Annotated in this window: 17 protein-coding genes (1 of these 17 only partly in view); 8 read left to right on the top strand and 9 right to left on the bottom strand. The window is 60.9% G+C overall.

Going from position 1 to position 24013, the window contains the following annotated elements; translation table 11 throughout:
- Positions 1 to 3: 3 nt before the first annotated feature.
- A complete protein-coding gene (locus CKW38_RS03850; protein WP_256588334.1) occupies positions 4 to 714 on the bottom strand; it encodes a carboxymuconolactone decarboxylase family protein in 711 nt (236 codons plus the stop codon).
- 306 nt (positions 715 to 1020) lie between these two features.
- Between CKW38_RS03850 and CKW38_RS03845 the strand changes: the two genes are divergently transcribed.
- Both CKW38_RS03845 and CKW38_RS03840 read left to right on the top strand, forming a co-directional pair.
- Positions 1021 to 1968 (top strand): NAD(P)-dependent alcohol dehydrogenase, encoded by a 948-nt coding sequence (locus CKW38_RS03845; protein WP_095111876.1) that lies wholly within the window; start codon positions 1021 to 1023, stop codon positions 1966 to 1968.
- Positions 1968 to 2672, top strand: a complete 705-nt coding sequence (locus tag CKW38_RS03840; protein ID WP_095111875.1) for a YafY family protein — start codon at positions 1968 to 1970, stop codon at positions 2670 to 2672. Before CKW38_RS03845 ends, CKW38_RS03840 begins: the two co-directional genes overlap by 1 nt.
- Positions 2673 to 2705: 33 nt before the next feature.
- On the opposite strand, the gene CKW38_RS03835 is transcribed toward CKW38_RS03840, so the two are convergent.
- A complete protein-coding gene (locus CKW38_RS03835) occupies positions 2706 to 3290 on the bottom strand; it encodes a TetR/AcrR family transcriptional regulator (protein ID WP_077572446.1) in 585 nt (194 codons plus the stop codon).
- Between the two features lie 212 nt (positions 3291 to 3502).
- Between CKW38_RS03835 and CKW38_RS03830 the strand changes: the two genes are divergently transcribed.
- The 4 genes from CKW38_RS03830 (at position 3503) to CKW38_RS03815 (ending at position 9819) form a co-directional block, all read left to right on the top strand.
- The gene (locus CKW38_RS03830) at positions 3503 to 4180 is read left to right on the top strand and encodes a type 1 glutamine amidotransferase domain-containing protein (protein WP_095111874.1); all 678 of its coding nucleotides are present in this window, start codon (positions 3503 to 3505) and stop codon (positions 4178 to 4180) included.
- A 105-nt stretch (positions 4181 to 4285) separates the two neighbouring features.
- A complete protein-coding gene (locus CKW38_RS03825; RefSeq protein WP_095111873.1) occupies positions 4286 to 5410 on the top strand; it encodes an alkene reductase in 1125 nt (374 codons plus the stop codon).
- A gap of 279 nt (positions 5411 to 5689) precedes the next feature.
- Entirely contained in the window at positions 5690 to 7228 is a 1539-nt protein-coding gene (locus CKW38_RS03820) for a cryptochrome/photolyase family protein (RefSeq protein ID WP_095111872.1), read from the top strand.
- A gap of 128 nt (positions 7229 to 7356) precedes the next feature.
- A complete protein-coding gene (locus tag CKW38_RS03815; RefSeq protein ID WP_007915999.1) occupies positions 7357 to 9819 on the top strand; it encodes a PAS domain-containing protein in 2463 nt (820 codons plus the stop codon).
- Here the strand turns inward: CKW38_RS03815 and CKW38_RS03810 are convergent.
- The gene (locus tag CKW38_RS03810) at positions 9781 to 11328 is read right to left on the bottom strand and encodes a sensor domain-containing diguanylate cyclase (RefSeq protein ID WP_095111871.1); all 1548 of its coding nucleotides are present in this window, start codon (positions 11326 to 11328) and stop codon (positions 9781 to 9783) included. The two genes, CKW38_RS03815 and CKW38_RS03810, sit on opposite strands and share 39 nt — an antisense overlap.
- A 265-nt stretch (positions 11329 to 11593) precedes the next feature.
- Between CKW38_RS03810 and CKW38_RS03805 the strand changes: the two genes are divergently transcribed.
- Positions 11594 to 12844, top strand: coding sequence for an MFS transporter (locus CKW38_RS03805; protein WP_095111870.1), 1251 nt, complete (start codon positions 11594 to 11596; stop codon positions 12842 to 12844).
- Between the two features lie 81 nt (positions 12845 to 12925).
- Here CKW38_RS03805 and ycaC read toward each other — a convergent pair whose 3' ends face one another.
- Positions 12926 to 13558: an isochorismate family cysteine hydrolase YcaC gene (ycaC, locus tag CKW38_RS03800; protein ID WP_064390431.1), complete on the bottom strand. Its 633-nt coding sequence runs from the start codon at positions 13556 to 13558 to the stop codon at positions 12926 to 12928.
- A gap of 318 nt (positions 13559 to 13876) precedes the next feature.
- Here ycaC and CKW38_RS03795 point away from each other — a divergent pair, with 318 nt between their 5' ends.
- Positions 13877 to 14623 carry a response regulator transcription factor gene (locus CKW38_RS03795; RefSeq protein ID WP_095111869.1) on the top strand — a complete coding sequence of 249 codons (747 nt, stop codon included), beginning with the start codon at positions 13877 to 13879 and terminating at the stop codon, positions 14621 to 14623.
- A gap of 224 nt (positions 14624 to 14847) precedes the next feature.
- On the opposite strand, the gene CKW38_RS03790 is transcribed toward CKW38_RS03795, so the two are convergent.
- The 5 genes from CKW38_RS03790 to CKW38_RS03770 form a co-directional block, all read right to left on the bottom strand.
- Positions 14848 to 15129, bottom strand: a complete 282-nt coding sequence (locus CKW38_RS03790) for a DUF6124 family protein (protein WP_256588333.1) — start codon at positions 15127 to 15129, stop codon at positions 14848 to 14850.
- A 59-nt stretch (positions 15130 to 15188) separates the two neighbouring features.
- Positions 15189 to 15554 (bottom strand): DUF6124 family protein, encoded by a 366-nt coding sequence (locus tag CKW38_RS03785; RefSeq protein WP_095111868.1) that lies wholly within the window; start codon positions 15552 to 15554, stop codon positions 15189 to 15191.
- A gap of 678 nt (positions 15555 to 16232) precedes the next feature.
- Positions 16233 to 18191 (bottom strand): MacB family efflux pump subunit, encoded by a 1959-nt coding sequence (locus CKW38_RS03780; protein ID WP_007915988.1) that lies wholly within the window; start codon positions 18189 to 18191, stop codon positions 16233 to 16235.
- 2 nt (positions 18192 to 18193) lie between these two features.
- Positions 18194 to 19342, bottom strand: a complete 1149-nt coding sequence (gene macA / locus CKW38_RS03775) for a macrolide transporter subunit MacA (RefSeq protein WP_095111867.1) — start codon at positions 19340 to 19342, stop codon at positions 18194 to 18196.
- A 66-nt stretch (positions 19343 to 19408) separates the two neighbouring features.
- Positions 19409 to 24013: the final stretch of a non-ribosomal peptide synthase/polyketide synthase gene (locus tag CKW38_RS03770; RefSeq protein ID WP_095111866.1), read on the bottom strand. The gene runs 13248 nt beyond the window's last position; 4605 of the gene's 17853 nt are visible here — the last part of the coding sequence; its start codon lies beyond the right edge, outside the window; the stop codon is at positions 19409 to 19411.

Here is a 24013-nt window from a genome sequence, read left to right as displayed (position 1 = left end):
CAGTCAGCCCGGCGCGCGCTGGCTGAACACTTCCTTGAACACCGGCACGGCGGAAAACGCATTCGGCCATCCGGCATAGAAAGCCAGTTGGGTAATCATTTCCGCCGCTTCGGTCTGGCTCAAACCGTTGTCCATCGCCCGACCCAGGTGATAGCCGACCTGGCCGGTCTGCCCGTTGGCCACCAACGAACTGACCGTGATCAGGCTGCGATCGCGAGGCGCCAGACCTGGCCGCAACCACAGATCGCGGAACAGCGCTTTGGTGGTGAACTCGACCAGCCCCGGCGCCACTGATCCCACCGCCGCATTCACGCGTTCCACGCGATCAGCTTCGCGAGCCTGGTCCAGCGGCAACAACGACGGCGCAACCGGCGCCAGTTGCTCAGCACCGATGTTGCGCGCGGTGAACACCTCGCCGGCGATAGGCAGCGCCGCTGCCGCATTGCCCCAGCCGGAATAAAACGCCAGGTGATTGAGCGTTTCGGACAGTTCCAGCGGTGTGACACCGTTGTCCAGTGCGAGGTTGAATTGCGCGGCCATCTCGGCGGTTTGTCCGCGTGCGATCAACACTGCAACGGTTACCAGACTGCGGTCACGGGGTGACAATCCGGGGCGTTTCCATATTTCGCCAAACAACATGGCATCGGTGTTATGAGCCAGTGCCGGGGACACGGCAGCCGCGGCATCGGAGGTCATTGCGGGTGAACGTTTCATGGAGGTCGAACCTTTTTCAGTTGAAGCACAGGCTGTCAGCAACAGTGCGATGGCCGTCAACAGAAGTCGGCGGGAATGGGTGACGTTTCGAACCGGGCGTGCTGCCATCGCTAAGCGCCTGCTGGCGGGATAATCAGCCGCTACGTTAAACCGACGAGGATCCTGCGACTATCGGCGCTGAGCTTCATGAAGTCATGAACACCGTTCATCAATCCGTCTTCTCAATAGAAAGCGAATGGTGCCAAAAACTGGCACTGCCCCGTTATAGAGTCGGCGTCATGTCCACTCTCGGAAGGCGAACCCGACATGTCAGCGAGCTATAAACGTATTCAGTACTCACGCTACGGCGGTCCGGAGGTGATGCACATTGAAGCATTCCCGTTGCCGGCACCCGGCAAGGATGAAGTGCTCGTGCAGGTCAAATGTGCAGCGATCAACCCCATCGACTGGAAGTTGCGCCAGGGCCGGATGAAGCTCATCACCGGCAGAACATTTCCGCGCGCGATGGGCATGGATTTCTCCGGCGTGGTTCTTGCGGTTGGGGCGGGCGTCAGCCGCTTCCGGGTCGGCGACGCGGTTTTCGGGCTATCCCGCTTCAAAGAAAGTGGCGCATTGGGCGAAGCCGTCGTGACCAGGGAGGACTTTCTGGCGAGCAAACCGGATACTCTTTCTTTCGCCGATGCGGCGTGCCTCGGCACACCGGGCATTACCGCGTGGAACGGGTTGATCGACAAGGCCAGGCTGCAAGCCGGTCAGCAGGTTTTCATCAATGGTTGCGCGGGGGCAGTCGGCGAAGCGGCGGTGCAGATCGCCCTGATGTCGGGGGCCACGGTATCGGGCAGTTGCAGCGCGTCGGACGTTGCCCGGGCACAGGCGCTGGGGGTATCGACCGTCTACGACTACCGGTTAACGGACCTGAAGAGGCTGCCGGCGCGCTTCGATGTGGTGTATGACACGGCCGCGACGATGACGGTCTCGACCGGTATCGGATTGCTGCGTCCGGGCGGCTGTTTGCTTGATCTCAATCCGGGTCCGTGTAAGTTCCTGCGTGGCTTGATTGATCGGCGACTGAAACTGGTCATTGGCACACCGCGACACGAAATCCTCGAAACACTGGCCAGTGCCGCCAGTGAGGCACGCTTGAAGATTCGGCTAGGAGAAGTGGTGCCGCTGGACGGCGCCATACAACTGATCCGCGAGCTCGAACAGGGCCGCAAACTCGGCGGCAAAGGTGTCGTCGCCATGGAGCGTTAATGGCCAGAAGTCATCGTCTGTTTGAGCTGATGCAAGCGCTGCGGCGTCATCGTCGTACGGTGTCCGGCAAAGCCTTGGCGGCTGAATTGGGCGTGTCGTTGCGCACGATTCGCCGCGACATCGTCACGCTGCAAGGCATGGGGGCCGAGATCGACGGCGAGCCGGGCCTTGGGTATGTGCTCAAGCCCGGTTTTGTCCTGCCGCCTTTATCGTTCAGCGCCGAGGAAATACAGGCCTTGGTCATCGGTGCGCAATGGGTCAGCCGGCAGACCGACAGCCAACTCGCGGGCGCCGTCAACAATGCCCTGGCGAAAATCAGTGCCGTGCTGCCCGCGCAGATGCGGCCGATCTTCGAAGACGAAACCTTTTACGTGGCCAAGCCGCACAAGCCCGGCACAACCATCGACCTCAGCGAGATTCGTCGGGCGCTGCGCGAGCAGAACAAGCTGCGCATCGCGCTAGCGCTCGAACATGCGGAGGCCGCCGAACACATCATCTGGCCGATCATGTTGGGCTTTATCGAAGGCAAGCGCTGCATCGCGGCGTGGTGCGAAGGCGACAGCCGGTTTCGCGTGATCGATATGGCTGACCTTGCGACGGTGCAGGTGCTTGTCGAACACTACGCGCCTGAACGCCGGCGCTTGATCAAACAATGGCGTGCCGAGGATGTGCGGCCCTGCAACAGTCAGGGCGAGGTGTGTTGAGTCATGTAACCTGGCCCACAACGGCCCCACCGCTCATACCGCCAGCAGTTGTCGGGTCATCGCCATCGAGGTCTGCAACGACTGCCCGGTACGCTGCAATTTGTTCAGCAAACTGGCGCCCAACCACAACTGATACAAGGTTTCCGCCAGATGCCGGGCATCGCCCTGGGGCAGACTGTTTTCAGCCTGACCCTGCTCGATACACAGGGTGATGCGCGCCACCACTTGCTCGGCGCCATCGCGCAAGGTCAGGCGCATCGACTCCGACAAATCGGCGACTTCGGCGCTGAGCTTGACTACCAGACACTCATCGCCATGCCCTTCGAGGGTGCAGCGGTTCTGCCAGCCCTGCCAGTAATCCATCAGCCGCTCATAGGCGCTCAGCCCCGGCAGCGTCAGGCGGCGTTCCATGTCGGCGAGGTAGCCGACGAAATAATCCGCGAGCAACGCCTGGCCGTACAACTCTTTGGATTTGAAGTAGTGATAGAACGAACCCTTGGGTACACCGGCGGTTTGCAGGATTTCGTTGAGGCCGACACTGGTGAAGCCCTTCTCGGCCATCATCCGGTGGCCGGTGTCGAGCAAGTGTTGGCGGGTGTCGTCGTAGGTCGCTTTCATGGGGCGCAAGTTACCAGGCAATAGACCAGTCGTATATTGGGAGGAACGGAAGTTTGCCACACCTGTCGATGAAAAACCGCAGGATAAAAAATTACTAGACGACTGGTCTAATTGGAATCTATGCTGCGCCCCGACAAACGTTTTCTGACCGGTGTGGCCGATGTGCGAATCCTTCGCTCAATCGAAGACACCTGATCGACTCAAGGTGCTCTATGAAAATCCTGATGGTTTTGACTTCCCACGATCAACTCGGCGACACCGGCAAGAAAACCGGTTTCTGGCTGGAAGAGTTCGCCGCGCCCTACTACGCCTTCAAGGACGCCGGCGCCGACGTCACGCTGGTCTCACCGGCCGGTGGCCAGCCGCCGCTGGACCCGAAAAGCGATGAGCCTGATGCCCAGACGGCCGAGACCGATCGCTTCCGCAAAGACTCTGCCGCGCAACAGGCACTCGCCAACACCGGTCGCTTGGCCGACGTCAGCGCTGAGGATTTCGATGCGGTGTTTTACCCGGGCGGCCACGGTCCACTGTGGGACCTGGCCGAAGACAAGCAGTCGATCGCGTTGATCGAAGCCTTCGACCGCGCCAACAAACCCCACGGTTTTGTCTGCCATGCACCGGGTGTGTTGCGTCATGTCCTCACCGCTGACGGCAAACCGCTGGTGCAGCACCGCCAGGTCACCGGTTTCACCAATGCCGAAGAAGCGGCCGTTGGCCTGACGGACGTGGTGCCGTTCCTGATCGAGGACGAGTTCCAGCGCCTCGGCGGCCATTATTCGAAAGTCGCTGACTGGCAGGTTCATGTAGTCGCCGACGGGCAACTGGTCACCGGCCAGAATCCAGCCAGCTCCGCCGCTGTCGCTGAAAAACTGCTGAAGATGCTGGGCTAAAACTTCGCTTCCAACCTTCCTAACGCCGAGTGCGTCTTGCTCGGCGTTATTTTTTCACCCAATCAATAGTCGACTGGTCTAATAAACACCAAGACAAGGTAATCCATGAATAGCAGCACGTTCTTCACACCCGCCAAACTCGGCAACCACACCCTGAAAAACCGTATCGTCCTGCCGCCTCTCACCCGCCAGCGCAGCACCCAACCGGGCAACATCGCCAATGAGTTGATGGCCGAGTATTACCAACAGCGCGCCGGCGCAGGTTTGCTGGTCACCGAAGGCACGCAGATCGAACCCCGTGGCCAGGGTTATGCGTGGACGCCGGGCATTCATACGCCTGAGCAAATCGCCGGTTGGCGCAAAGTCACCGAGGCCGTGCATGCCGTGGACGGGGTGATTTTCGCCCAACTGTGGCACGTCGGCCGCGTCTCCCACACCGCGCTGCAACCCGACGGTGCTGCCCCGGTTTCGGCCTCCGCCGTGGCTACCGACCGGGTCAGCGTGTTCATCGAAACTGCGCCCGGTGCCGGTGAACTGGTTCCGCCGTCGGCACCTCGTGCGCTGAGCACCGATGAAGTTCAGGAGTTGGTTCAGCTGTACATCCAGGCGGCGCGCAACGCCATGGACGCCGGTTTCGATGGCATCGAATTGCACTGCGCCAACGGTTATCTGGTGAACCAGTTCATCTCTGCCCACAGCAATTTGCGCGAGGATCAGTACGGCGGTTCGCTGCAAAATCGCCTGCGCTTTCTCAAGGAAGTGGTCGCCGGTGTCGCCGAGTGCATCGGCAAGGAAAAGGTCGGCGTGCGATTTGCGCCGCTGTTCACCACCACCGATGAAGCGCGTACCTATTTGGGCATGGTCGAAGAGGATCCGCACACCACCTACATCGAAGCGATCAAGGTGCTGCAGGACGTGGGCATCGCCTATCTGTCCATCGCTGAAGCCGACTGGGACAACGCGCCGGCGATGCCCCTCACGTTTCGTCAGGCCGTACGCGACACCTTCAGCGGCGCGATCATTTATGCCGGGCGCTACACCGCAGAATCCGGCGCGCAACTGCTCGATTCCGGGCTGGCAGACTTGGTCGCTTTTGGCCGCCCGTTCATGGCCAACCCCGATCTGCCTGCGCGGATTGCCAATGACTGGCCGTTGAATGCGTTGAATCCTGCAACGGTGTATGGCGGCACCGCCGAGGGCTACACCGACTACCCCGTTTTTCCCGGCTAAGCCTTTCCACGCGGCGTCAAGCGCTCCCGCAACAGCGGGAGCGTTCATCCGAGTCGGAGTGCAAGCCCTTGTGGGAGCGAGCCTGCTCGCGAAAGCGGCGGGTCAGTCACTCACAATGTTGAATGTGACGACGCCTTCGCGAGCAGGCTCGCTCCCACAGGAGATGTGAATATTCACCGCACAAAAACCTATACACAGACTACAATCTGTACAACTATCTGGACTTAACATGTAAACGTCCATTCGGCAGCTCGCTGCTCACTACGCTGAATCCGTGAAATGAACAAAACCCATCGGCTGTGCCTCGTTCTGGGTGACCAGTTATCGTTTGATCTGGCTTCATTGGCAGGTCTGGATCGCGAACAGGATCGTGTGCTACTGGTCGAGGTCATGGAGGAAGCCACCCATGTTGCCCATCACCCGCAGAAGATCGCGCTGATCTTCAGCGCCATGCGTCACTTCGCTAAAGCCCTGAAAGATCAAGGCATCCGTGTGCATTACGTGACCCTCGACGACCCGCAAAACAGCGGCTCGGTGCCCGGCGAGTTAAAGCGCTGGCGGGCACTGCTACAGGCCAACGAATTGCACCTGACCGAATGCGGCGACTGGCGTCTGGAGCAATCACTGAAGGATTGTGGCTTGCCGATCCACTGGCATGCCGACAACCGTTTCCTGTGCAGCCGCGACGAATTCCGCGCGTGGGCCGCAGACAAAAAGCAACTGCGCATGGAATTTTTCTACCGCGAGATGCGCCGCAAAAGTCGCCTGTTGCTCAATGGCGATGGCACGCCCGTCGGCGGCGCGTGGAACTTTGATGCCGACAATCGCAAAGCCCTGCCGAAAACCGTCAAGGCGCCCTACCCGACGGGTTTTACCAACGATGCAATCACCCTCGATGTCCTCGCACTGGTCAAGGATCGCTTCGCCAGTCACTACGGCAGCCTGGACGATTTCAACTATCCGGTGACGCACGCCGACGCCCAGGCATTGTGGGCCTACTTTCTCGACTATGGTCTGGCGGGCTTCGGCGATTATCAGGACGCCATGGCCCGCGACGAACCGTTTCTGTTCCATGCCCGCATCAGCGCTGCGCTCAATATTGGCTTGCTGGACCTGCGCCAACTCTGCAGTGATGTGGAGTCTGCCTACTGGTCCGGCAGCATTGCCCTGAACTCCGCCGAAGGTTTCATTCGCCAACTGATCGGCTGGCGCGAATACGTCCGTGGCGTTTACTGGCTGCACATGCCGGAGTACGCCGAGGGCAATGCCTTCGGTAATACGCGGCGCTTGCCAGAGTTTTACTGGACCGGCGCAACGCAGATGAACTGCATGCGCCAGGCCATCGGCCAAAGCCTCAAACACGCCTACGCCCATCACATTCAGCGCCTGATGGTGACAGGCAATTTCGCCCTGCTCGCCGGTATCGCGCCGAGCCAGATCTGTGAATGGTATCTGGCCATTTACATGGACGCGTTCGACTGGGTCGAGCTGCCCAACACCCTCGGCATGGTCATGTACGCCGATGGCGGTTACCTCGGCTCCAAGCCTTATTGCGCCAGCGGCCAGTACATCAACCGGATGTCCGACTACTGTCGCGACTGTGCCTACTCGGTGCGCGAAACCACGGCTGACAACGCGTGCCCGTTCAACGCGTTGTACTGGCATTTTCTGATGCGCCACGGCGACCTTCTGCGCGGCAATCAGCGCATGGGCATGATGTACAAAAACCTCGACCGCATGCCGCCGGAAAAGCAGCAGGCCTTGTGGCAGCGCGGGCAGAGCTTGCTCGACAGACTGGATCGCGGCGAATCGCTATGAAAACGCGTGCCCCCTTGGCTCGCGTGCAACTTAAACATGAGACCCCGGGTCAATGGCTCACAAAGCTTGCAAAGTCGATGGCTTGAAACACGCCAATTAAACGCAGAGCAACAATAAAGGCATGAGGAGTGGATACCCTGAAACAGCTTACTCGCGAGGAGCTTGAGTCCGAAGTCACGCGCCTGCGTCTGGCCGTCAAAGCGACCTGCGACGCCGTCTGGGACTGGGATCTGAAAACCAATCAGGTCATCTGGAACGACTCGCTGCAACAGGCGTATGGCTACGCGTCAGCAGCCATCGAGCCGACGTGTGACTGGCGGTTTGCGCAGATTCACACGCAGGATCGCGCACGCGTGACGACCTCGATTCGCTCAGCAATTGACGGCTCCGGGACGACCTGGAGCGCTGAGTACCGCTTCCTCTGCCACGATGGTTCGTACGCCGAAGTGCTGGATCGCGGGCACCTGATTCGCAATGCCGATGGCCAGGCCGAACGCATGATCGGGGCGATGCTCGACCTGACCCGCTCGCGCAGTGCCGAAACTGCATTGCGTCGTAGCGAAGAACGTTTCAGCACCATTCTGGAAACCATCGAGGCCGCGTTCGCCATCGTCAAAGTCAAATTCGACGCCGACGACCACCCGATCGACTATTGCTTTGTCGAGGCCAACCCGGCGTTCGAGCGTCAGGCGGGGGTCAACCTGCGGGGCAAATGGGTCACCGAGTTTGCGCCCAACCTGGAGAAGTTCTGGTTCGAGACCTACGGCCATGTGGCCAAGACCGGCGAGCCGGCAAACTTCGAGAACTACGCCAATACCTTCGAACGCTGGTTCGATGTGCGTGCCGTGCGCGTCGGTGATCCGGCCGATCGGCAGATCGCGATCTTCTTCAGCGATGTCACCGAGCGCCGCGACGCGCAAGAACGTTTGCGCATCAGCGAAGCGGTCGCTCGGGAGAACGTCGAACGCGTGCAACTGGCCCTCGCCGCTGGCGCCATTATCGGTACCTGGCATTGGCACCTGCCCAGCGATCGCTTCAGCGTCGATGAAGCCTTCGCGCGGGTGTTCGACCTCGACCCCGCCTGGGGGCTCGACGGTCTGAGCCTGGAACAAGTAGTGATGACCGTTCACCCGGACGACCGGGAGGGACTGATAACCGCCATCAACGAAGTCAAAGCCCGCGGCGGGGCCTATTCGCACCAGTACCGAGTGCGCGGCGCGGATGGCAAATACACCTGGATTGAAGCGAACGGCCGCGTCGAGTGCGCCGAAGACGGCACGCCTTTGCGCTTTCCCGGCGTACTCATCGATGTCGAAGACCGGCGCAACGTCGAAGCCGAGCGCGACCGGGTCACCGCTGCGTTAAAGGCCCTCAATGACACACTGGAACAACGGGTCTCGGCGCGCACCGCAGAGCTGATGCAGGCCGAAGAAAAGTTGCGGCAATCACAGAAAATGGAAGCGGTCGGGCAACTCACCGGCGGTCTGGCGCATGACTTCAACAACCTGCTGGCGGGTATCTGCGCATCCCTTGAGCTGATGGACAAACGCATCGCCCAAGGGCGTCTGAGCGACATCGACAAATACATGCTGATCGCACAAGACGCCGCCAAACGCGCAACGGCCCTGACCCATCGCCTGCTGGCCTTCTCCAGGCGGCAGACACTCGATCCCCGGCCAACGGAAGTCAACGCGCTGATTGCCGGCATGACCGAACTGATCCAGCGCACCGTTGGCCCGAGCATTCGCCTGAAGACGGTCGTCGCCGCCGACCTGTGGCCGGCGCTGGTCGATGCCAGTCAACTGGAAAACGCCCTGCTCAACCTGTGCATCAACGCTCGCGACGCGATGCCCGACGGCGGCAGCATCACCGTCGAAACCGCCAATCGCACCCTGGATGCTGAAGCGGCGCGCGTAAGGGAAATGCCCGAAGGGCAATACTTGTGCCTGTCTGTCGCCGACACCGGAACCGGTATGAGTGCAGAAGTGATGGCCAAGGCCTTCGACCCGTTTTTCACCACCAAACCGCTGGGCCAGGGCACGGGGCTGGGGCTGTCGATGATCTACGGTTTCACCAAGCAATCTGGCGGACAGGTGCGGGTGCAATCGACCGTGGGTCAAGGCACCACCATGTGCGTTTACCTGCCGCGCTACCTCGGCGAAACGCAGCGCAATCACGATGACGCGCAAAGCTTGGCAACGCCTCAAACCAAGGCCGGCGAGACCATCCTGATTGTCGACGACGAGCCCACCGTTCGCACGCTGCTCAAAGACGTGCTGAACGACCTTGGCTACAACCTGCTCGAAGCGTGCGACAGCGTTGAGGGTCTGGAAGTATTGCGCTCCAGCGCGCACATCGATTTGCTCATCACCGATGTCGGCTTGCCCGGCGGCATGAACGGCCGACAAATGGCCGATGCAGGCAGGCAGATCAGGCCGAAACTGAAGACGTTGTTTATCACCGGATATGCGGAAAGCTCAGTGATCGGCAACGGTCAACTCGGCCCGGGCATGCAGGTACTGACCAAACCCTTTGTCGTCGACACGCTGGTGTCACGCGTCAGTGGCCTGCTGTCCATCGACGTCGAGTAAGCGCTGCGCTCGGGATGCCATGAACCGGTTGCGCCCCGCGGTTTTCGCTTGATACAGCGCCTGATCGGCTGACTCGATCAAACCGTGCGCAGGGTCCAGGCGTGAAGCGCGCGCGGCGGCGATGCCGATGCTCAGGCTCACGCGTGCCACGGGACTGGAGGGGTGAGCAATGTTTGCTTGCTGTAAACGCTCAATGATCAACTGCGCTACCACGGCGGCACCGTCGATGTCGGTGGCGGGCATGATGACCGCGAACTCCTCGCCGCCGTAGCGCGCGACCAGGTCTGACGGTCGCCGCACACATTCATCCAGCACCCTGGCAACGGCTTGCAGACAGGCGTCGCCGGCAACGTGCCCGAGCGCATCATTGAAGCGCTTGAAATAGTCGATATCGATCATCAGCAAGGCCAGCGACGAGCCGTCGCGCTGTGCCCGCCGCGCCTCTGTGGCCAGGGTCTGATCAAAGCAACGCCGATTCGCCAAACCGGTCAGCGCATCTTTCATGGCCAACAACTCCAACTGTCGGTTCGAGCCGAGCAATTGCTGCTGAGCGATGCGCAGTTCGCCTTCCACCTGGGTCCGGCGCCGGATATCGAGAATCAAGAACCAGCCAATCAGACCGGTAAGCCCCAACAGCCCCGCCACCACCACCGCCGACAGCAACGCCTCGGTTCGCCAGGCCGCGAGGGCTTCACGCTTGCCGATGGCGACCGTGGTGATCAGGGGCAATTTTTCACTTTTGCGGAAGGCGTAGAGGCGTTCGACGCCATCCAGGCTGGAGGTATAAGAGGCGGTGCCGACCGATTGATCGACCAGGTATTTGGCGTAGATCGGCGACTTGGAAAAGTTGCGGCCCATGTCCTGCTCGCGGAAGGGATAGCGCACCAGCAACGTACCGTCGGTATAGGACAGGCCGATGGCCCCGTCCTGGCCGATGTCGAGTTTGCCGAACAGACGCAGAAAGTTTTCCACGCCAAGGGTCACGGCCACGACCCCGGCAAACTCGCCGCGATCATCATTGAAACGGCGGCTGACGGTGATCACCCATTCCTGATTGGAACGGCTGCGGATCGGAGGCCCGATAAAGGGTTCGCGGCTCGGATCGTCGCGATGATGAATGAAGTAGGCTCGATCAACGCTGCTGGCACCCACCGGAATCGGCCGGTTCGACGACATCAGCCAATGACCATCGCGGTCATAGATAGTGATACCGCTCAGCTGTGGCATCAGCGGTTGCTGGCGGTTGACCAGCGCACTCAGGCGCTGGATCTGCGCGGGGCCACTGCCCTCGGTTTCCAGGCGCTCGACCAGCCCGAGCAACAGCAGCGAACTTTGCCGGACAATGCCCTCGGAATAGGTCTCGAGTGCCTGGGTCAGGTTCAACCCGTGCACGTTGACTTCCTCCAGCGCGCGATCGCGCGAAGACAGCACTTTCCAGATGGTCAGCGACGCCAGGGAGCAGCCGATGACCAGCAACAAGAGGATGACGAGGTGGGTATCACGCTTCACGAAAGTACCTAATGGAAAGTCCGGTTTCCGGTTCCGGCCGTTACTGATTCAAGGCAATAACAGCGGTCGTATGTCCTCGACCGGCGCAAGGATACAAGTAGCGCGTCGAACGTGCAGCAACCGTATGACGGAACGTCGTTTTCAGGCCTTAGGCGTTGTTTCGCAACGACACGGCAGCAGCTTGCAACTTATATTCACGGCCGCAGGTCATTAGGCTTGCTGAGGTTGAATCCATCCGCAAACCTCTAACATTGAAGACACCGCCGTGGCCGCTGACCTCGATCGCCGCAACAACCTGTCACTGGACAGCCTGAATTTTTTCCTCGCCGACGTGCGCGACGGTCTCGGTCCCTATCTGGCCATTTACTTACTCGCGGTGCATCACTGGGAGCCGGCCAGCATTGGCCTGGTGATGACCATTGCTGGGGTCGCTGCACTGATCACCCAGACGCCGGCCGGCGCCTGGGTCGACAACAGCCGGCGCAAACGTGCGTTGATTGCGATCGCCGCGCTGCTGGTGACCGGCAGTTGCCTGCTGCTGCCGTTCGTGACGTCCTTCACGTGGGTGGCGTTGACGCAAACCCTGAGTGCGATGGCCGCTTCGATATTCGCCCCGGCCATTTGCGCAATTACCCTGGGCATGACCGGGCCACGAGCGTTCACGCGGCGAACCGGGCGCAACGAAACCTTCAATCATGCCGGCAATGCCTGCGCTGCCCTGCTGGCCGGGGTGTTCGCGTATCTGTTCGGCCCGGTGGCGGTGTTCTATTTGATGGCGGCCATGGCCCTGGCCAGTGTCATTGCCATCGCCTGCGTTTCGCCAGCAGCCATCGACCATGATCTGGCCCGCGGACTGGATCCGGCCGACGCTGGGCATCGTCAGCCTTCCGGTTTGTCGGTGCTGCTGAGCAACCGGCCGCTGTTGCTGTTCGCCATTTGCTGTGCACTGTTCCATCTCGCCAATGCGGCGATGTTGCCGTTGGTGAGTCAAAAACTCGCGCAAGCCAATCTACAGATGGCCACGCCGCTGACCTCGGCCTGCATCGTCGCGGCGCAATTGGTGATGGTGCCGGCGGCGTTACTGGTCGGGGCGAAAGCCGATCTGTGGGGACGCAAACCGCTGCTGCTGGCCGGTTTTCTGATCCTGCCGTTGCGCGGTGTGCTCTACACCCTGTCGGACGACGCCTATTGGCTGGTCGCGGTGCAGATGCTCGACGGCGTCGGCGCCGGTCTGTTCGGCGCCTTGTTTCCAATCATGGTCAAGGATCTCACCCAGGGCACCGGTCACTTCAACATCAGCCTTGGCGCACTGACGACAGCTTTCGGACTAGGCGCGGCGCTGAGCAACGGCCTCGCTGGATTCGTGGTGCAAGAGGCCGGTTACAGTGCAGCGTTTCTTACTTTGGCCGCTATTGCGGCAGTGGCTGTTGTCCTGCTCGGGATCGGGGTGCCGGAAACCCAGCGCAGTGGTCGTCTGGCTGAAACCGGCGTGGTCGAGGCCGCTGCAGAATCCTGAACGTATCCTGCTGTTCAGCTTTAACGTACGAGCACGACAAAAGCCTGCTTTTCAGGGCAGGCTTTCGTTTGTCGCGCAGGATTATTTCTGCTGAGCCGTCAGCGCCGAATAGCTGTTCATCAGGTTGCGGTAGTTAGGGATCCGCTGCGACAGCAGATTGCCCAAACCTTCAATATCGTTGCGCCAGTCGCGGTGCAGCTCACACGCCACCGAGAACCAGTTCATCATCTGTGCGCCGGCCTGCGTCATGCGGCTCCACGCGGCTTGTTGCACCGTGGTGTTGAAGGTGCCCGACGCATCAGTCACCACAAACACATCAAACCCTTCTGCCAGCGCCGACAAGGTCGGGAACGCTACACAGACATCCGTCACTACACCGGCAATGATGATCTGTTTACGGCCGGTAGCCTTGATCGCTTTGACGAAGTCTTCGTTGTCCCAGGCGTTGATCTGACCTGGGCGAGCGATGTACGGCGCATCCGGGAACATTTCTTTCAGTTCCGGCACCAGCGGGCCGTTCGGGCCTTGTTCGAAACTGGTGGTGAGGATGGTCGGCAGTTCGAAGAACCTGGCCAGATCGGCCAGGGCCAGCACGTTGTTCTTGAATTCGTTGGGCGAGAAGTCCTGCACCAGAGAAATCAGGCCGGTCTGGTGGTCGACCAGCAGCACGATGGCGTCGTCTTTGTTCAGGCGGTTGTAGGTTGGAGTGGTCATGGTCTGCGTCCCTTTTGAGTTTTTGAAGTTGTTGTTGCGTTCAAGTTGGGTACAGATTACTGACGCATCGAAAAGGGATAAATCGGCTGAAAGGCGTTTCACCGTCAACCTGAACGGGACAATTCGCCATCGATGCCTCGGCGTTTTTACCTTCAACCCAGCAGAGTCGCGGTTATTAGCTAATAACACCTTCATTAAACCGTCGCTCAAACGTTGTACTAGGATAGGATCCAAGTCTGCGGTATTTCGTCGACCAAGGAGATCGTCGACGGTGCTGCAGACGTTTTTGAATTGACGCCTCTCAGGGATGACACGCATATGAACTCACACTTGTTCCCCCACATCGGCAAGGTCATCGCCAGCACCGGCAGCCGGCACTTTCCGCGCATGCTGCATGACCTGATCCTGACGCAACTGGCGGTGGACGCCACGCACATCCGGCAGATGCGTGTCGAACCGCTGGGCCGCGCATCGAGTCGCAATGAGCCGGAGCCGCTGAAAGAGCCGGCCCTGCTCGCCGAAACGGTGTTTTCCGAACACAGTGCGGCGGCCCACCACTTACAGAGTCCGCCGGCCGCAACCAGCGCAGACGCTTCGCAGCTGCACTTGACCCGGCGCAAGGACGGCTATCGCTACGTGATTTCGGTGTACCGCAACGGCGAGTCGCAGCGTTTTTCCGCGCAGGAGCGCAGCCTGTTGCAGGACATCTCCCCGGTGCTGCTGCCGATGGTGGAAAAACACATCAACGCCCTGCAACCGACCACCCCTGATCCACAAAGCCTACCCGAGGCCGCCGAAGGCAACGGTCCGGAAACCTTGCGCCTGCGCTTCGACGAACGCCTGGAGCAACTGGGGCTGAGCCTGTCCAACCGCGAAACCGAAGTGTGTGTCGGCCTGCTCGCCGGCCGCACGGCGCCGGAACTGGCCGAGCAGTTGGCGCTGAAGGTCAACACCGTGGAGAGTTATCTGAAACGGGCGGCGATCAAGTTGGGCATCAGTGGGCGGCATTCGTTGATGCGCTGGATGTATTCGCCGTTGGAGGCGTTGGCGTCGAGTGCGGCGTGACAGAGGTGGGTTTTGTGCACGGCTCTGGATCGCTACCCCCTCACCCCAGCCCTCTCCCCCAAGGGGGCGAGGGGGAAAGGGAGCCGATCTCGGTTTAATTCGAAACTGAGTTCGATTTTTTAGCCGATCTTTGTGCTGTTCAAACCCTGAGTTCGACTCGGTATCTCACGTCGGTGCATCTCGAAAGAACACCTCGGTCAGTCCCCTCTCCCTCCGGGAGAGGGTTAGGGTGAGGGCAATCCCGCGACGTGCCCCCATGCCTGATTCACCGCCAATTCCCCCAACATCACCACTTGCGCGATGCCCAGCAAGGTCTGGCGATTGGGCCCCTCCAGCATCCCGGCAAAATCACACAACATGACCGAGGCCGAGGCCAGCGATTCACAGGCGTTTGCCAGCAGGGATTCCGTATCGGTTTGCGGGTTGACCCGGAACATAGCGTTGGGCGTATAGGGCGTGGCCATGATATTTGCCGCAGTGACCGGTGGATCGGGTGTCTTTGACATTCGCACAAACTCCTTCTGCGCAGCGAGGGAGCAGGCTCCCTCGCGCGGCTGTTTCGCAATTAGTTGGGCAAGCGCTGGTTGTCGAGGACGCGACTCACCACCAGTTCACTCAACATGATCACCTGTTGCAGGATCAGCATCTTCTTGCGGTGCGGGCTGTCGATCGAGTCGGCAAGGTCGCGGGCCATGTCACTGGCCGAGGACAACGATTCGTAGGCTTCAACGAGCAGGGTTTCGTCGTCGATGGTGGGGTCGATCAGGTAGATCTTGCCGGTTTTGCGAGTAGGTTTTGAGGTTTTGAGCGCGGAAGGATTGAGGTAGAAATTGATTGCACGTTCCGTGGCCTCTTTGATGTTTTGAGGTTCGAGTGCGGCGTCGTAGGGGATTGGATCGGTATCTGGTGGGTTGGGTGTGGCTTTGAACATAGATAAAGTCTCGTATCGAAATTAACCGGAGCCATCACTTTCGCTACCAAACGAAGGTGGCGGCCATGCGCGGGTTGGTAGACCGGTCGATACGGAAACCCGGCGCTCATGAATGAGCCCCACGCATGTCCACCATATAAAACGCAGCCGCAAAAAGAGACTGCATAAGGTGGCGCCATACGGCGGTACCGAAGCGGGCTACCAAACCCGATCACTGATTTGCAGTGACAGGCAAACGATATATCCCGACCCATAGCCGCGTAAGCCGGCGGATTCTGGCGTACGCGTAGGTAACGACGCAAGGTGTTGTAGGCGGTATGACGTAACGGTTCGTGTAATTTAAACGCCCTCACGGCGTTGTGTTTATTGATGGAAATACTGGATGGTGGTGGTTCCAGGTTTTGCGGTGTGTCAGTGGGATTTACCCCCTCACCCCAGCCCTCTCCCCCAGGGGGGCGAGGGGGAAAGGGAGCAGATTTGTGTAGTTTTCGTGCCTGAGTTCGACGCGATATTTCAAGTCGGCGTACCTCGAAAGAACACCGCGATCAGTCCCCTCTCCCTCTGGGAGAGGGTTAGGGTGAGGGCAATCCCGCGACGTGCACCAATGCCTGATTCACCGCCAATTCCCCCCAACATCACGACCTGAGCCATGCCCCACAGGTTTGATGAGGGCCGCTCTCAATCCCGCGCCAACGCCTCAATCGGATCAAGCCGTGAAGCATTCCGTGCCGGCACAAAGCCAAACACAATCCCGATCAACGTTGAGCACACCACCGCCGTCAGCACCGACGCCAGCGAAAACACCATCTCCCATTCCTTGATAAACACCGAAAACAAATGCCCGATCGCATACGACAAAGAAATCCCGATCGCCCCGCCCAACAAACACACCATCACCGCCTCCACCAGAAACTGCTGACGAATGTCCGACTGCCGCGCCCCCACCGCCATGCGAATACCAATCTCGCGAGTGCGTTCGGTCACCGATACCAGCATGATGTTCATCACTCCGATGCCGCCGACCACCAGGGAAATCACTGCAATCAGCGACAGCAACAACGCCAGCGAACGGCTGGTTTTCTGCACGGTCTGCAAGACGCTGTCGAGGTTGTTGGTGAAGAAATCCTTGGTACCGTGGCGTTGCAACAACAGTTGAGTAACGTGCTCTTCCACGACTTTGCTCGGCTGGCCGTCCTTCATGCGCACGCTGATGCTGTCCAGATAACGCTGGCCCAATACCCGTCCGGCCGCCGTTTCATAAGGCACCCAGACATTCAGGGTCTTGCCCGAGGCGAACAGGCTTTTATCCTGCGCGGCCACGCCGATCACCGTGCACGGCAGGTTGCCGATCAGGATCACCTGCCCCAACGGATCCACGTCTTGCCCGAACAAACGCTGACGGGTGTTGTGATCGATGACCACCACCTGCGCCTGGCGCCGCGCATCGCTTTCGCTGAACGGGATGCCCGCAGCCATTTTGATCCCGCGCACTTTGAAGTACTGATCGCTGACGCCGTTGACTTGGGCGTCGAGGTCGATATTGCGATAGCGCAGCAATAGGCTGCGGCCGATCATTGGCGTGGCGCTGTCGACGTAATACAGCTGATTCAGCGCGGTGACATCGGCCGGCGTCAGGGTTTCGATGGCCGCTGCACGTTTGTCGCCGTAACTGCTGCCGGGATAGACATCAATGGTGTTGCTGCCGATGGCGGCGATGTCCTTGAGCACGTAGTTCTTCGCGCCCTCGCCGACCGCCGAGATCGACACCACGGAAGTAATGCCGATGACGATGCCGAGCATGGTCAGCAAGGTGCGCATGCGATGGGAAATCAACGCCACCCAGGCCATGGCGAACGCTTCTTTGAACAGCCCGAGGCTGGCGACCAGGCGCCGTGACGCAGCCGCTTTCGGTGCCACCGGTTCTTCGCTGAGCAGGTGCGTGGTGTCGCGCTCGTTGGTGCGGTCGCTGAGGATTTCGCCGTCGCTGACTTCGATGATGCGCTCGGCGTTGGCGGCGACTTTCGGGTCGTGGGTCACCAGAATCACCGTATGCCCCGCCGCGTGCAGCTCCAGCAGGATGCGCATGACCTCCTTGCCGCTGGCCGTGTCGAGTGCGCCGGTCGGCTCGTCGGCGAGGATCACTTCGCCGCCGTTCATCAAGGCGCGGGCGATACTCACCCGCTGCTGCTGACCGCCGGAGAGCTGGCTCGGCCGATGCGTCAAATGCCCTTCCAGACCCAGTCGCGCCAACAACTCGCGGGCGCGGGCGTGGCGCTGAAGCTGCGGCGTCCCGGCGTAAATCGCCGGCATCTCGACGTTGTGCATCGCGCTCAAATGCGGCAGCAAGTGGTAGCGCTGGAATATGAAACCGAAGTAGTCGCGGCGCAGTTCGGCCAAGGCCTGATTGTCCAGATCGCGGGTTTCCTGGCCGTTGATCTTGTAGCTGCCGGCAGTGGCGTAATCAAGGCAGCCGAGGATGTTCATCAGGGTCGATTTGCCCGAGCCCGAGGCGCCAATGATCGCGACCATTTCCCCGGCATTGATCGTCAGATTGATGTTGTTCAGCGCGAGAAATTCGCGGTCACCGGCGGTGAAACTGCGGGTGATACCGGTGAGCTGTAGCAGTGGCTCGGTCATGCTCAGGCCCCCGCCACATTCGTCAGCGGATCACCGATGACTACGCGATCGCCTTCCGCCAGCCCGGCATTGATCTGCACTTTCACGTTGTTGTTGATCCCGGTCTGCACATTGCGCGATTGCGCGTGGCCCTTGGCGTCGAGCACCCGTACCGGAAAACTGCCATCGGCGTTGCGCGGCCCGAGCGCCGCCACCGGCACGGTCAGCACAGCCTTGGCGGTGTCGAGGATAATGCGCACCTGCGCGGTCATCGATATGCGCAAACGATGGTCAGGGTTCGGCACCTCGAACAAGGCGTTGTAGAACACCGCGCTGCTTTGCTTTGGCGTGCCGGCGGGCGGTGTTTCAAGAAAGTTCTGTGGCGCCGGGTCGGTGCCGCGCAGTTTCGCGTAGTAGCGTTTGTCCTCACCGAGAATGGTGAAATACACCTGCTGCCCCGGGGCAATGTGAATCACATCGGCTTCGGACACCTGCGCCTTGACCGTCATGGTGTCCAGATCCGCCAGTTTCAGCAGGACCGGCGCCAGTTGGCTGGCGATCACCGTCTGGCCTTCCTGAGTGACCACGCCGACCACATCGCCATCGATCGGCGCGACAATCCGCGTATACGCCAGATTGACCTTGGCCGTGTCGATCTGGATGTGCGCACTTTTGATCTGCGCGTCCAGCGACATCAGGTTGGCCTGTTGTACCTGATAGTTCGACTCGGCATTTTCGAAATCCTGGCGCGAGATCGACGCGTCGTCCTGCAAGTTCTTGTAGCGCTCGTAAATCGCTTTGGTCTGCCTCAGTTGAGCCTGAGTGGCGCGTTTCTGCGCTTGCAGGTTCTCCTCATCGACCTGGGCCTGACGCAGGGTGTTCTGCAGCACCAGCGGATCGATTTCCGCCAGCCACTGCCCCTTCTTTACCTTGTCGCCAACCTTGACCTTGAGCGACTTCAATTGCCCGGACACCTGCGCACCGACGTCCACTTGTTTGATGCCTTCGAGCAACCCGGTGGCCAGCACCGCGTTTTCAATATCACCGCGCTCCACAGGCGCGGTCAGGTATTGCGGCGCCTCGGCCGGTGCCTGCACCGCGTAGAACGCCAATCCCGCCACCGCAACCAACGCCAGACCCATACCGACTTTGCGCAACTTCGACTTTTCCATAAATGACCACAAGTCCGTTCAGGGGTGAGCCCGGCCAGCGGCCGGGCTCTGGTAGATAAACAACAATCAGGAAACCACTTGGCCGGCCGGCACTTTCAGGCCGTCATGCCACCACGCCGCGAGACTGAAGACGTTGGGCGCCTTGAGAATCGTGAAGTGGTTGCCCGGCCCGTACCACACCACCAGATCCGTCACCTGACGCTGCCAGCCTTCGACCATCGTCGCTTGCTCGCGCTGATTGCCCCACGCATCCAGCGTCGGGTCATCGACCAGCGCCAGCCGCACCGCCCCGCTGTAGGCCAGTTGCGGTTGATAGACCGTGCGCAAGGCTGTGGCGAAGGTGCGCACCGGGCCGTGCATGGCCTGCGCTGACGAACGCGCAGACAACACACCGGCGCGCACCATGCCCTCGTGCAACAGGCGCATTTGCGTGGTGTTGTCAGCCTCGGCGAACGCCAGCGGATCGATGCCCAACGACTTGCCACTGGACAGTTGCAGCGTCTCGATCAAGCGTTCCAGCGCGGCGGTCGTCGTATACGGTTTGCCCGCCGTGCCATTGCCACCGGGGGCTTCGCTGTCGATCAGGGTCAACGACGCTACCTCACGCCCGGTCGCCTGCAACTGCGCGGCCATGGCATGCGCGACCCAACCGCCGAACGAATGGCCGATCAAGTGCACCGGACCTTGCGGATACAACTGCTCGACGGCTTGCAGATAACACCTCGCCGCCGCTTCCACCTGACTGTGCGGCACGCCGCTGCCATCGAGCCCGCGCGGTTGCAGACCGAAAATCGGCCATTCCGGCCCCAGTGCTTCGGTCAGGTGAATGAACCCGGTGACACTGTCGCCCGCCCCCGGCACGCAAAAGATCGGCGCATGCCCGGCGTGCCCGCTCTGGATCGTCAACACGGGTTGATAAACCTGTGGTTGCGGGGCCTGCGCAGCGGCCATGGCCTGACTCAAGGCCTGGCCGAGTGCCTGGACATCCGGGTTTTTCATCATGCTGCGGTGATCCCCCGGCACATCGATGCAGCGCAGCAAACCTGCACCGACCTTGTTCTCCCAGCCACGGGTCGGACTCGGCTGTGCCTGCCCTGGCATCAGTGCCTGAGCGCGGAACAAGTGCACCGGCTGGCTGGCCGGGCTGACCCGGTAATGCGCCAGCGCCAAGCCATGAGCGGCCTCACGATCAAAGTAACTCCAGGCATCCGCTGCGCTCAGTGCGGCCAGTTCCGGGTCAGGCAATTGCTGTTCGCAGCAGCGCTGGAACAGTTCATCGAAGGCGATGAGCTCGACTTCAGCCTCCAACCGCTCGACCTCAGCCATCGCTGGCAGCCCTTCTTCTCCACGCATCTGCGAACGCGCGCGGCAGTGTTCAAGCAATTGACGCTTGTCGCGATGCGCGCCGCTCCAGCGGGTTTTATCCTGACTGGCCGGATGTGGCGCGTAGGTATCGAGCAGGCCGACAAACGCTACCGCCTCATCGAGACCGAGCAATTGCTGGGCGATTTCATACGCCAGCAAGCCGCCAAACGACCACCCGGCCAGACGATACGGCCCATGCGGCTGCACCGAGCGGATGATCCCGACCATCCGCGCGGCCATGCATTCAAGGGTACGCAGTTGCGGCTGCCCCAGCGGCACACCGGGCAAACCGTAAATCGGAAACTCGCCCTCGATATGCAGGCCCAATGCCGGGAAATACACGTCCCGACCGCTGAATTCATGGATCAGGAACAGCGCATTGCCGCCCTCGCCCGGTCGCACCACGACCAGTCCTTCCGGCTGCGCGGGCACGGCATGGCGTTGACTGAGCAGCGCCGCCAGCGACTCGACACTCGGCCGCTGGAACAACTGCGCCAGCGTCACCTCCTGCCCCGCACGTTGCAGCAGGTTGACCAAACGAATCGCCAACAGCGAATGCCCGCCCAATTCAAAGAAGTTGTCGTGACGTCCGACCCGCTCGACATTCAACACTTCACCCCAGACCTGCGCGAGCAAGCTTTCGACCTCGCCTTGCGGCGCTTCGTAGTGGCGGCTGAGCACCGCGTCGATGCCCGGTGCCGGCAGCGCCTGACGGTCGATCTTGCCGTTGGGACTCAACGGTAAAACGTCGAGCGCAACAAACGCGCCCGGCACCATGTACTCGGGTAATTGTTCGAGGATGAACGCGCGCAGCGTGTCGATCGTGGGCGCTGCACTGCCCTCGCGCACCGTGAAATACGCGACCAGACGCTCGTCGCGCATCAGCACGACCACCTCGCGCACATCCGGGTGCTGGATCAACCGCGCTTCGATTTCACCGAGTTCCAGACGCAAGCCATGCAGCTTGACCTGGAAGTCGTCGCGCCCGAGGAATTCGAGGTTGCCGTCAGCGCGGTATCGCACCAGATCGCCGGTGCGGTACAGGCGATCACCGGCCACAAACGGACTGTCGATAAAGCGCTCGGCCTGCATCTGCGGCAGCCCCATGTAACCGCGCGCCACGCCGATGCCGCCGATGTGCAACTGGCCAATGACGCCGAGCGGCACCGGTTGGTCATGGGCATCGAGTACATACAGACGCGTGTTGCAGATGGCTTTGCCGATCGGCAATTCAGACGTTGGCACCGGCATGTGCGGTTCCAGGGTCCACGCCGTGCTGTCAACCGTGGCTTCGGTCGGGCCATACACGTTATGCAGGCGCACCCACGGCAGGTGCTGGCGCACAGCAGCGGCCAGCGCCGCGGTGAGTTCGCCGCCACCGCAGAACACATCGGTGAGGCTGGTGCATTCACTGACATCCTGCAGTTCAACAAACTGCTGCAACAGCGCCGGCACAAACTTGACCACCGTCACACGTTGCTGACGAATCACTTGCGCCAGATACGCCGGTTCCCGATGGCCGCCCGGCCGTGCCAGCACCAGACGCACACCGGCGGTCAGCGGCCAGAAGAACTCCCACACCGAACCATCGAAACTGAACGGCGCTTTTTGCAACAGCGCGCCGTCTGGGGTCGGCGGGCAGATCTGCGATCCCCAATGCACCAGATTGCACAAGCCCCGATGTTCGAGCATCACGCCTTTTGGCGTACCGGTCGAACCTGAGGTGTAGATCATGTACGCCAGATTCGAGGCGTTCAGACCGGGCACTTGCGGATTGCTTGCCGATTGTTCGTGCCAGCTGCATTGGTCAAAGTCGATCACGGCCACGTCGGTCCCGGCAAACAGCACACGGGTGGCCGTCTGCACCAGCACCGCCACCGGCGCGCAGTCCCTGAGCATAAAGTCCAGGCGCTCCGCCGGATAAGCCGGATCCAGCGGCACATAAGCACCACCGGCCTTGAGAATGCCGAGCAACCCCACCACCAGATCAAGCCCACGCTCTACACACAGCGCCACTCGCGCATCCGGCCCCACGCCCTGCTCGCGCAAATGATGTGCGAGGCGGTTGGCACGGGCATTCAACTCGCGATAGGTCAGGCTGTGTTCGCCCGACTGCACGGCGATGGCGTCCGGCTGACGACGTACCTGTGCTTCAAACAGGCTCTGGATCGGTTGCTCGACCGGGCAATCAACCGCCGTTGCGTTGAAATCGCCGAGCAAGCGCTGCTGCTCTTCCGGCGCAAGCAGGTTGACCTGCGCCAACAGCGCCTGATCATCACTGACCAACGCCGCCAGCAAGCGCTGCAAGTAACCGACAAAACGCCGCACGGTCGACTCATCGAACAACGCCGTGGCATAGCGCAGTGCACCACGGATGCCTTGCGGGTTCTCACCGAGGCTCAGCGACAGGTCGAACTTCACAAAGTGATTTTCCCCGGCCACGCCTTCCAGCGTGAGACCGTCCAGTGCCAGGGCGGGCGCCACGCTGCTGTCCCAGCTCACCAGGGTCTGGAACAACGGTGTGTGGGAAAGGCTGCGCAGCGGCCGGGTGATTTCCACCACGTGTTCGAACGGCAGATCCTGATGCGCCTGCGCGGCCAGAGTCTGCGCCTTGACCCGCGCCAGCAGCGCCGCACCGGTCAGATCGCCCGAGGTATCGATGCGCAGCGCCAAGGTGTTGACGAACATGCCGATCAGCCCTTCGATCTCGGCGCGGGTACGGTTGGCTACCGGCGAGCCAATGACCACATCGGACTGCCCGGACAGGCGCGCGAGCAACATTGCCCAGGCGCTCATAAGCACCATGTACGGTGTCACGGCATGACGCTGACACAACGTCTTCAGGCCGGCGCTGGTCTGCTCGTCCAGCACGAGCTCGACACTGCCGCCGTGGTGATCCTGTTGCGCCGGACGTGGACGGTCGGTTGGCAGGCTCAGCAACGCCGGAGCGCCGGCCAAGGTCTGCTGCCAGTAATCGCTTTGACGCTGCAGCACCTCGCCGCTGAGCCAGCGCCGCTGCCACACCGCGTAGTCGGCGTATTGCAAGGCCAGCGCTGGCAGTGGATCTGCCTCGCCATGGCTGAACGCCTGATACAGCGCCATCAATTCACGGGTCAGCACGCCCATCGACCAGCCATCGGAGATGATGTGGTGCATCGTCAACAACAGCACATGGTGCTCATCGGCCAGACGCAGCAACCGTCCGCGAATCAACGGACCGTCCTGCAAGTTGAACGGTCCGCGTGCTTCAGTTTCGATCAGCGCGCGCAAGGCCTCGTCGGTCTGCGGCTGTTGTCGCCAATCCTC

The organism is Pseudomonas sp. Irchel 3H7 (genome assembly GCF_900187605.1).
In the GTDB taxonomy this organism is placed as follows: Bacteria; Pseudomonadota; Gammaproteobacteria; order Pseudomonadales; family Pseudomonadaceae; genus Aquipseudomonas.
This window is presented reverse-complemented; position numbering and strand designations above follow the sequence as displayed.

Coding starts and splice junctions, on each gene's coding strand:
- CKW38_RS03835 (WP_077572446.1), bottom strand. CDS start 3,290: ATGAAAGCGACCTACGACGACACCCGCCAACACTTGCTCGACACCGGC.
- CKW38_RS03830 (WP_095111874.1), top strand. CDS start 3,503: ATGAAAATCCTGATGGTTTTGACTTCCCACGATCAACTCGGCGACACC.
- CKW38_RS03820 (WP_095111872.1), top strand. CDS start 5,690: ATGAACAAAACCCATCGGCTGTGCCTCGTTCTGGGTGACCAGTTATCG.
- macA (WP_095111867.1), bottom strand. CDS start 19,342: ATGGAAAAGTCGAAGTTGCGCAAAGTCGGTATGGGTCTGGCGTTGGTT.
- CKW38_RS03780 (WP_007915988.1), bottom strand. CDS start 18,191: ATGACCGAGCCACTGCTACAGCTCACCGGTATCACCCGCAGTTTCACC.
- CKW38_RS03825 (WP_095111873.1), top strand. CDS start 4,286: ATGAATAGCAGCACGTTCTTCACACCCGCCAAACTCGGCAACCACACC.
- CKW38_RS03850 (WP_256588334.1), bottom strand. CDS start 714: ATGAAACGTTCACCCGCAATGACCTCCGATGCCGCGGCTGCCGTGTCC.
- CKW38_RS03840 (WP_095111875.1), top strand. CDS start 1,968: ATGGCCAGAAGTCATCGTCTGTTTGAGCTGATGCAAGCGCTGCGGCGT.
- CKW38_RS03785 (WP_095111868.1), bottom strand. CDS start 15,554: ATGTTCAAAGCCACACCCAACCCACCAGATACCGATCCAATCCCCTAC.
- CKW38_RS03795 (WP_095111869.1), top strand. CDS start 13,877: ATGAACTCACACTTGTTCCCCCACATCGGCAAGGTCATCGCCAGCACC.
- ycaC (WP_064390431.1), bottom strand. CDS start 13,558: ATGACCACTCCAACCTACAACCGCCTGAACAAAGACGACGCCATCGTG.
- CKW38_RS03790 (WP_256588333.1), bottom strand. CDS start 15,129: ATGTCAAAGACACCCGATCCACCGGTCACTGCGGCAAATATCATGGCC.
- CKW38_RS03845 (WP_095111876.1), top strand. CDS start 1,021: ATGTCAGCGAGCTATAAACGTATTCAGTACTCACGCTACGGCGGTCCG.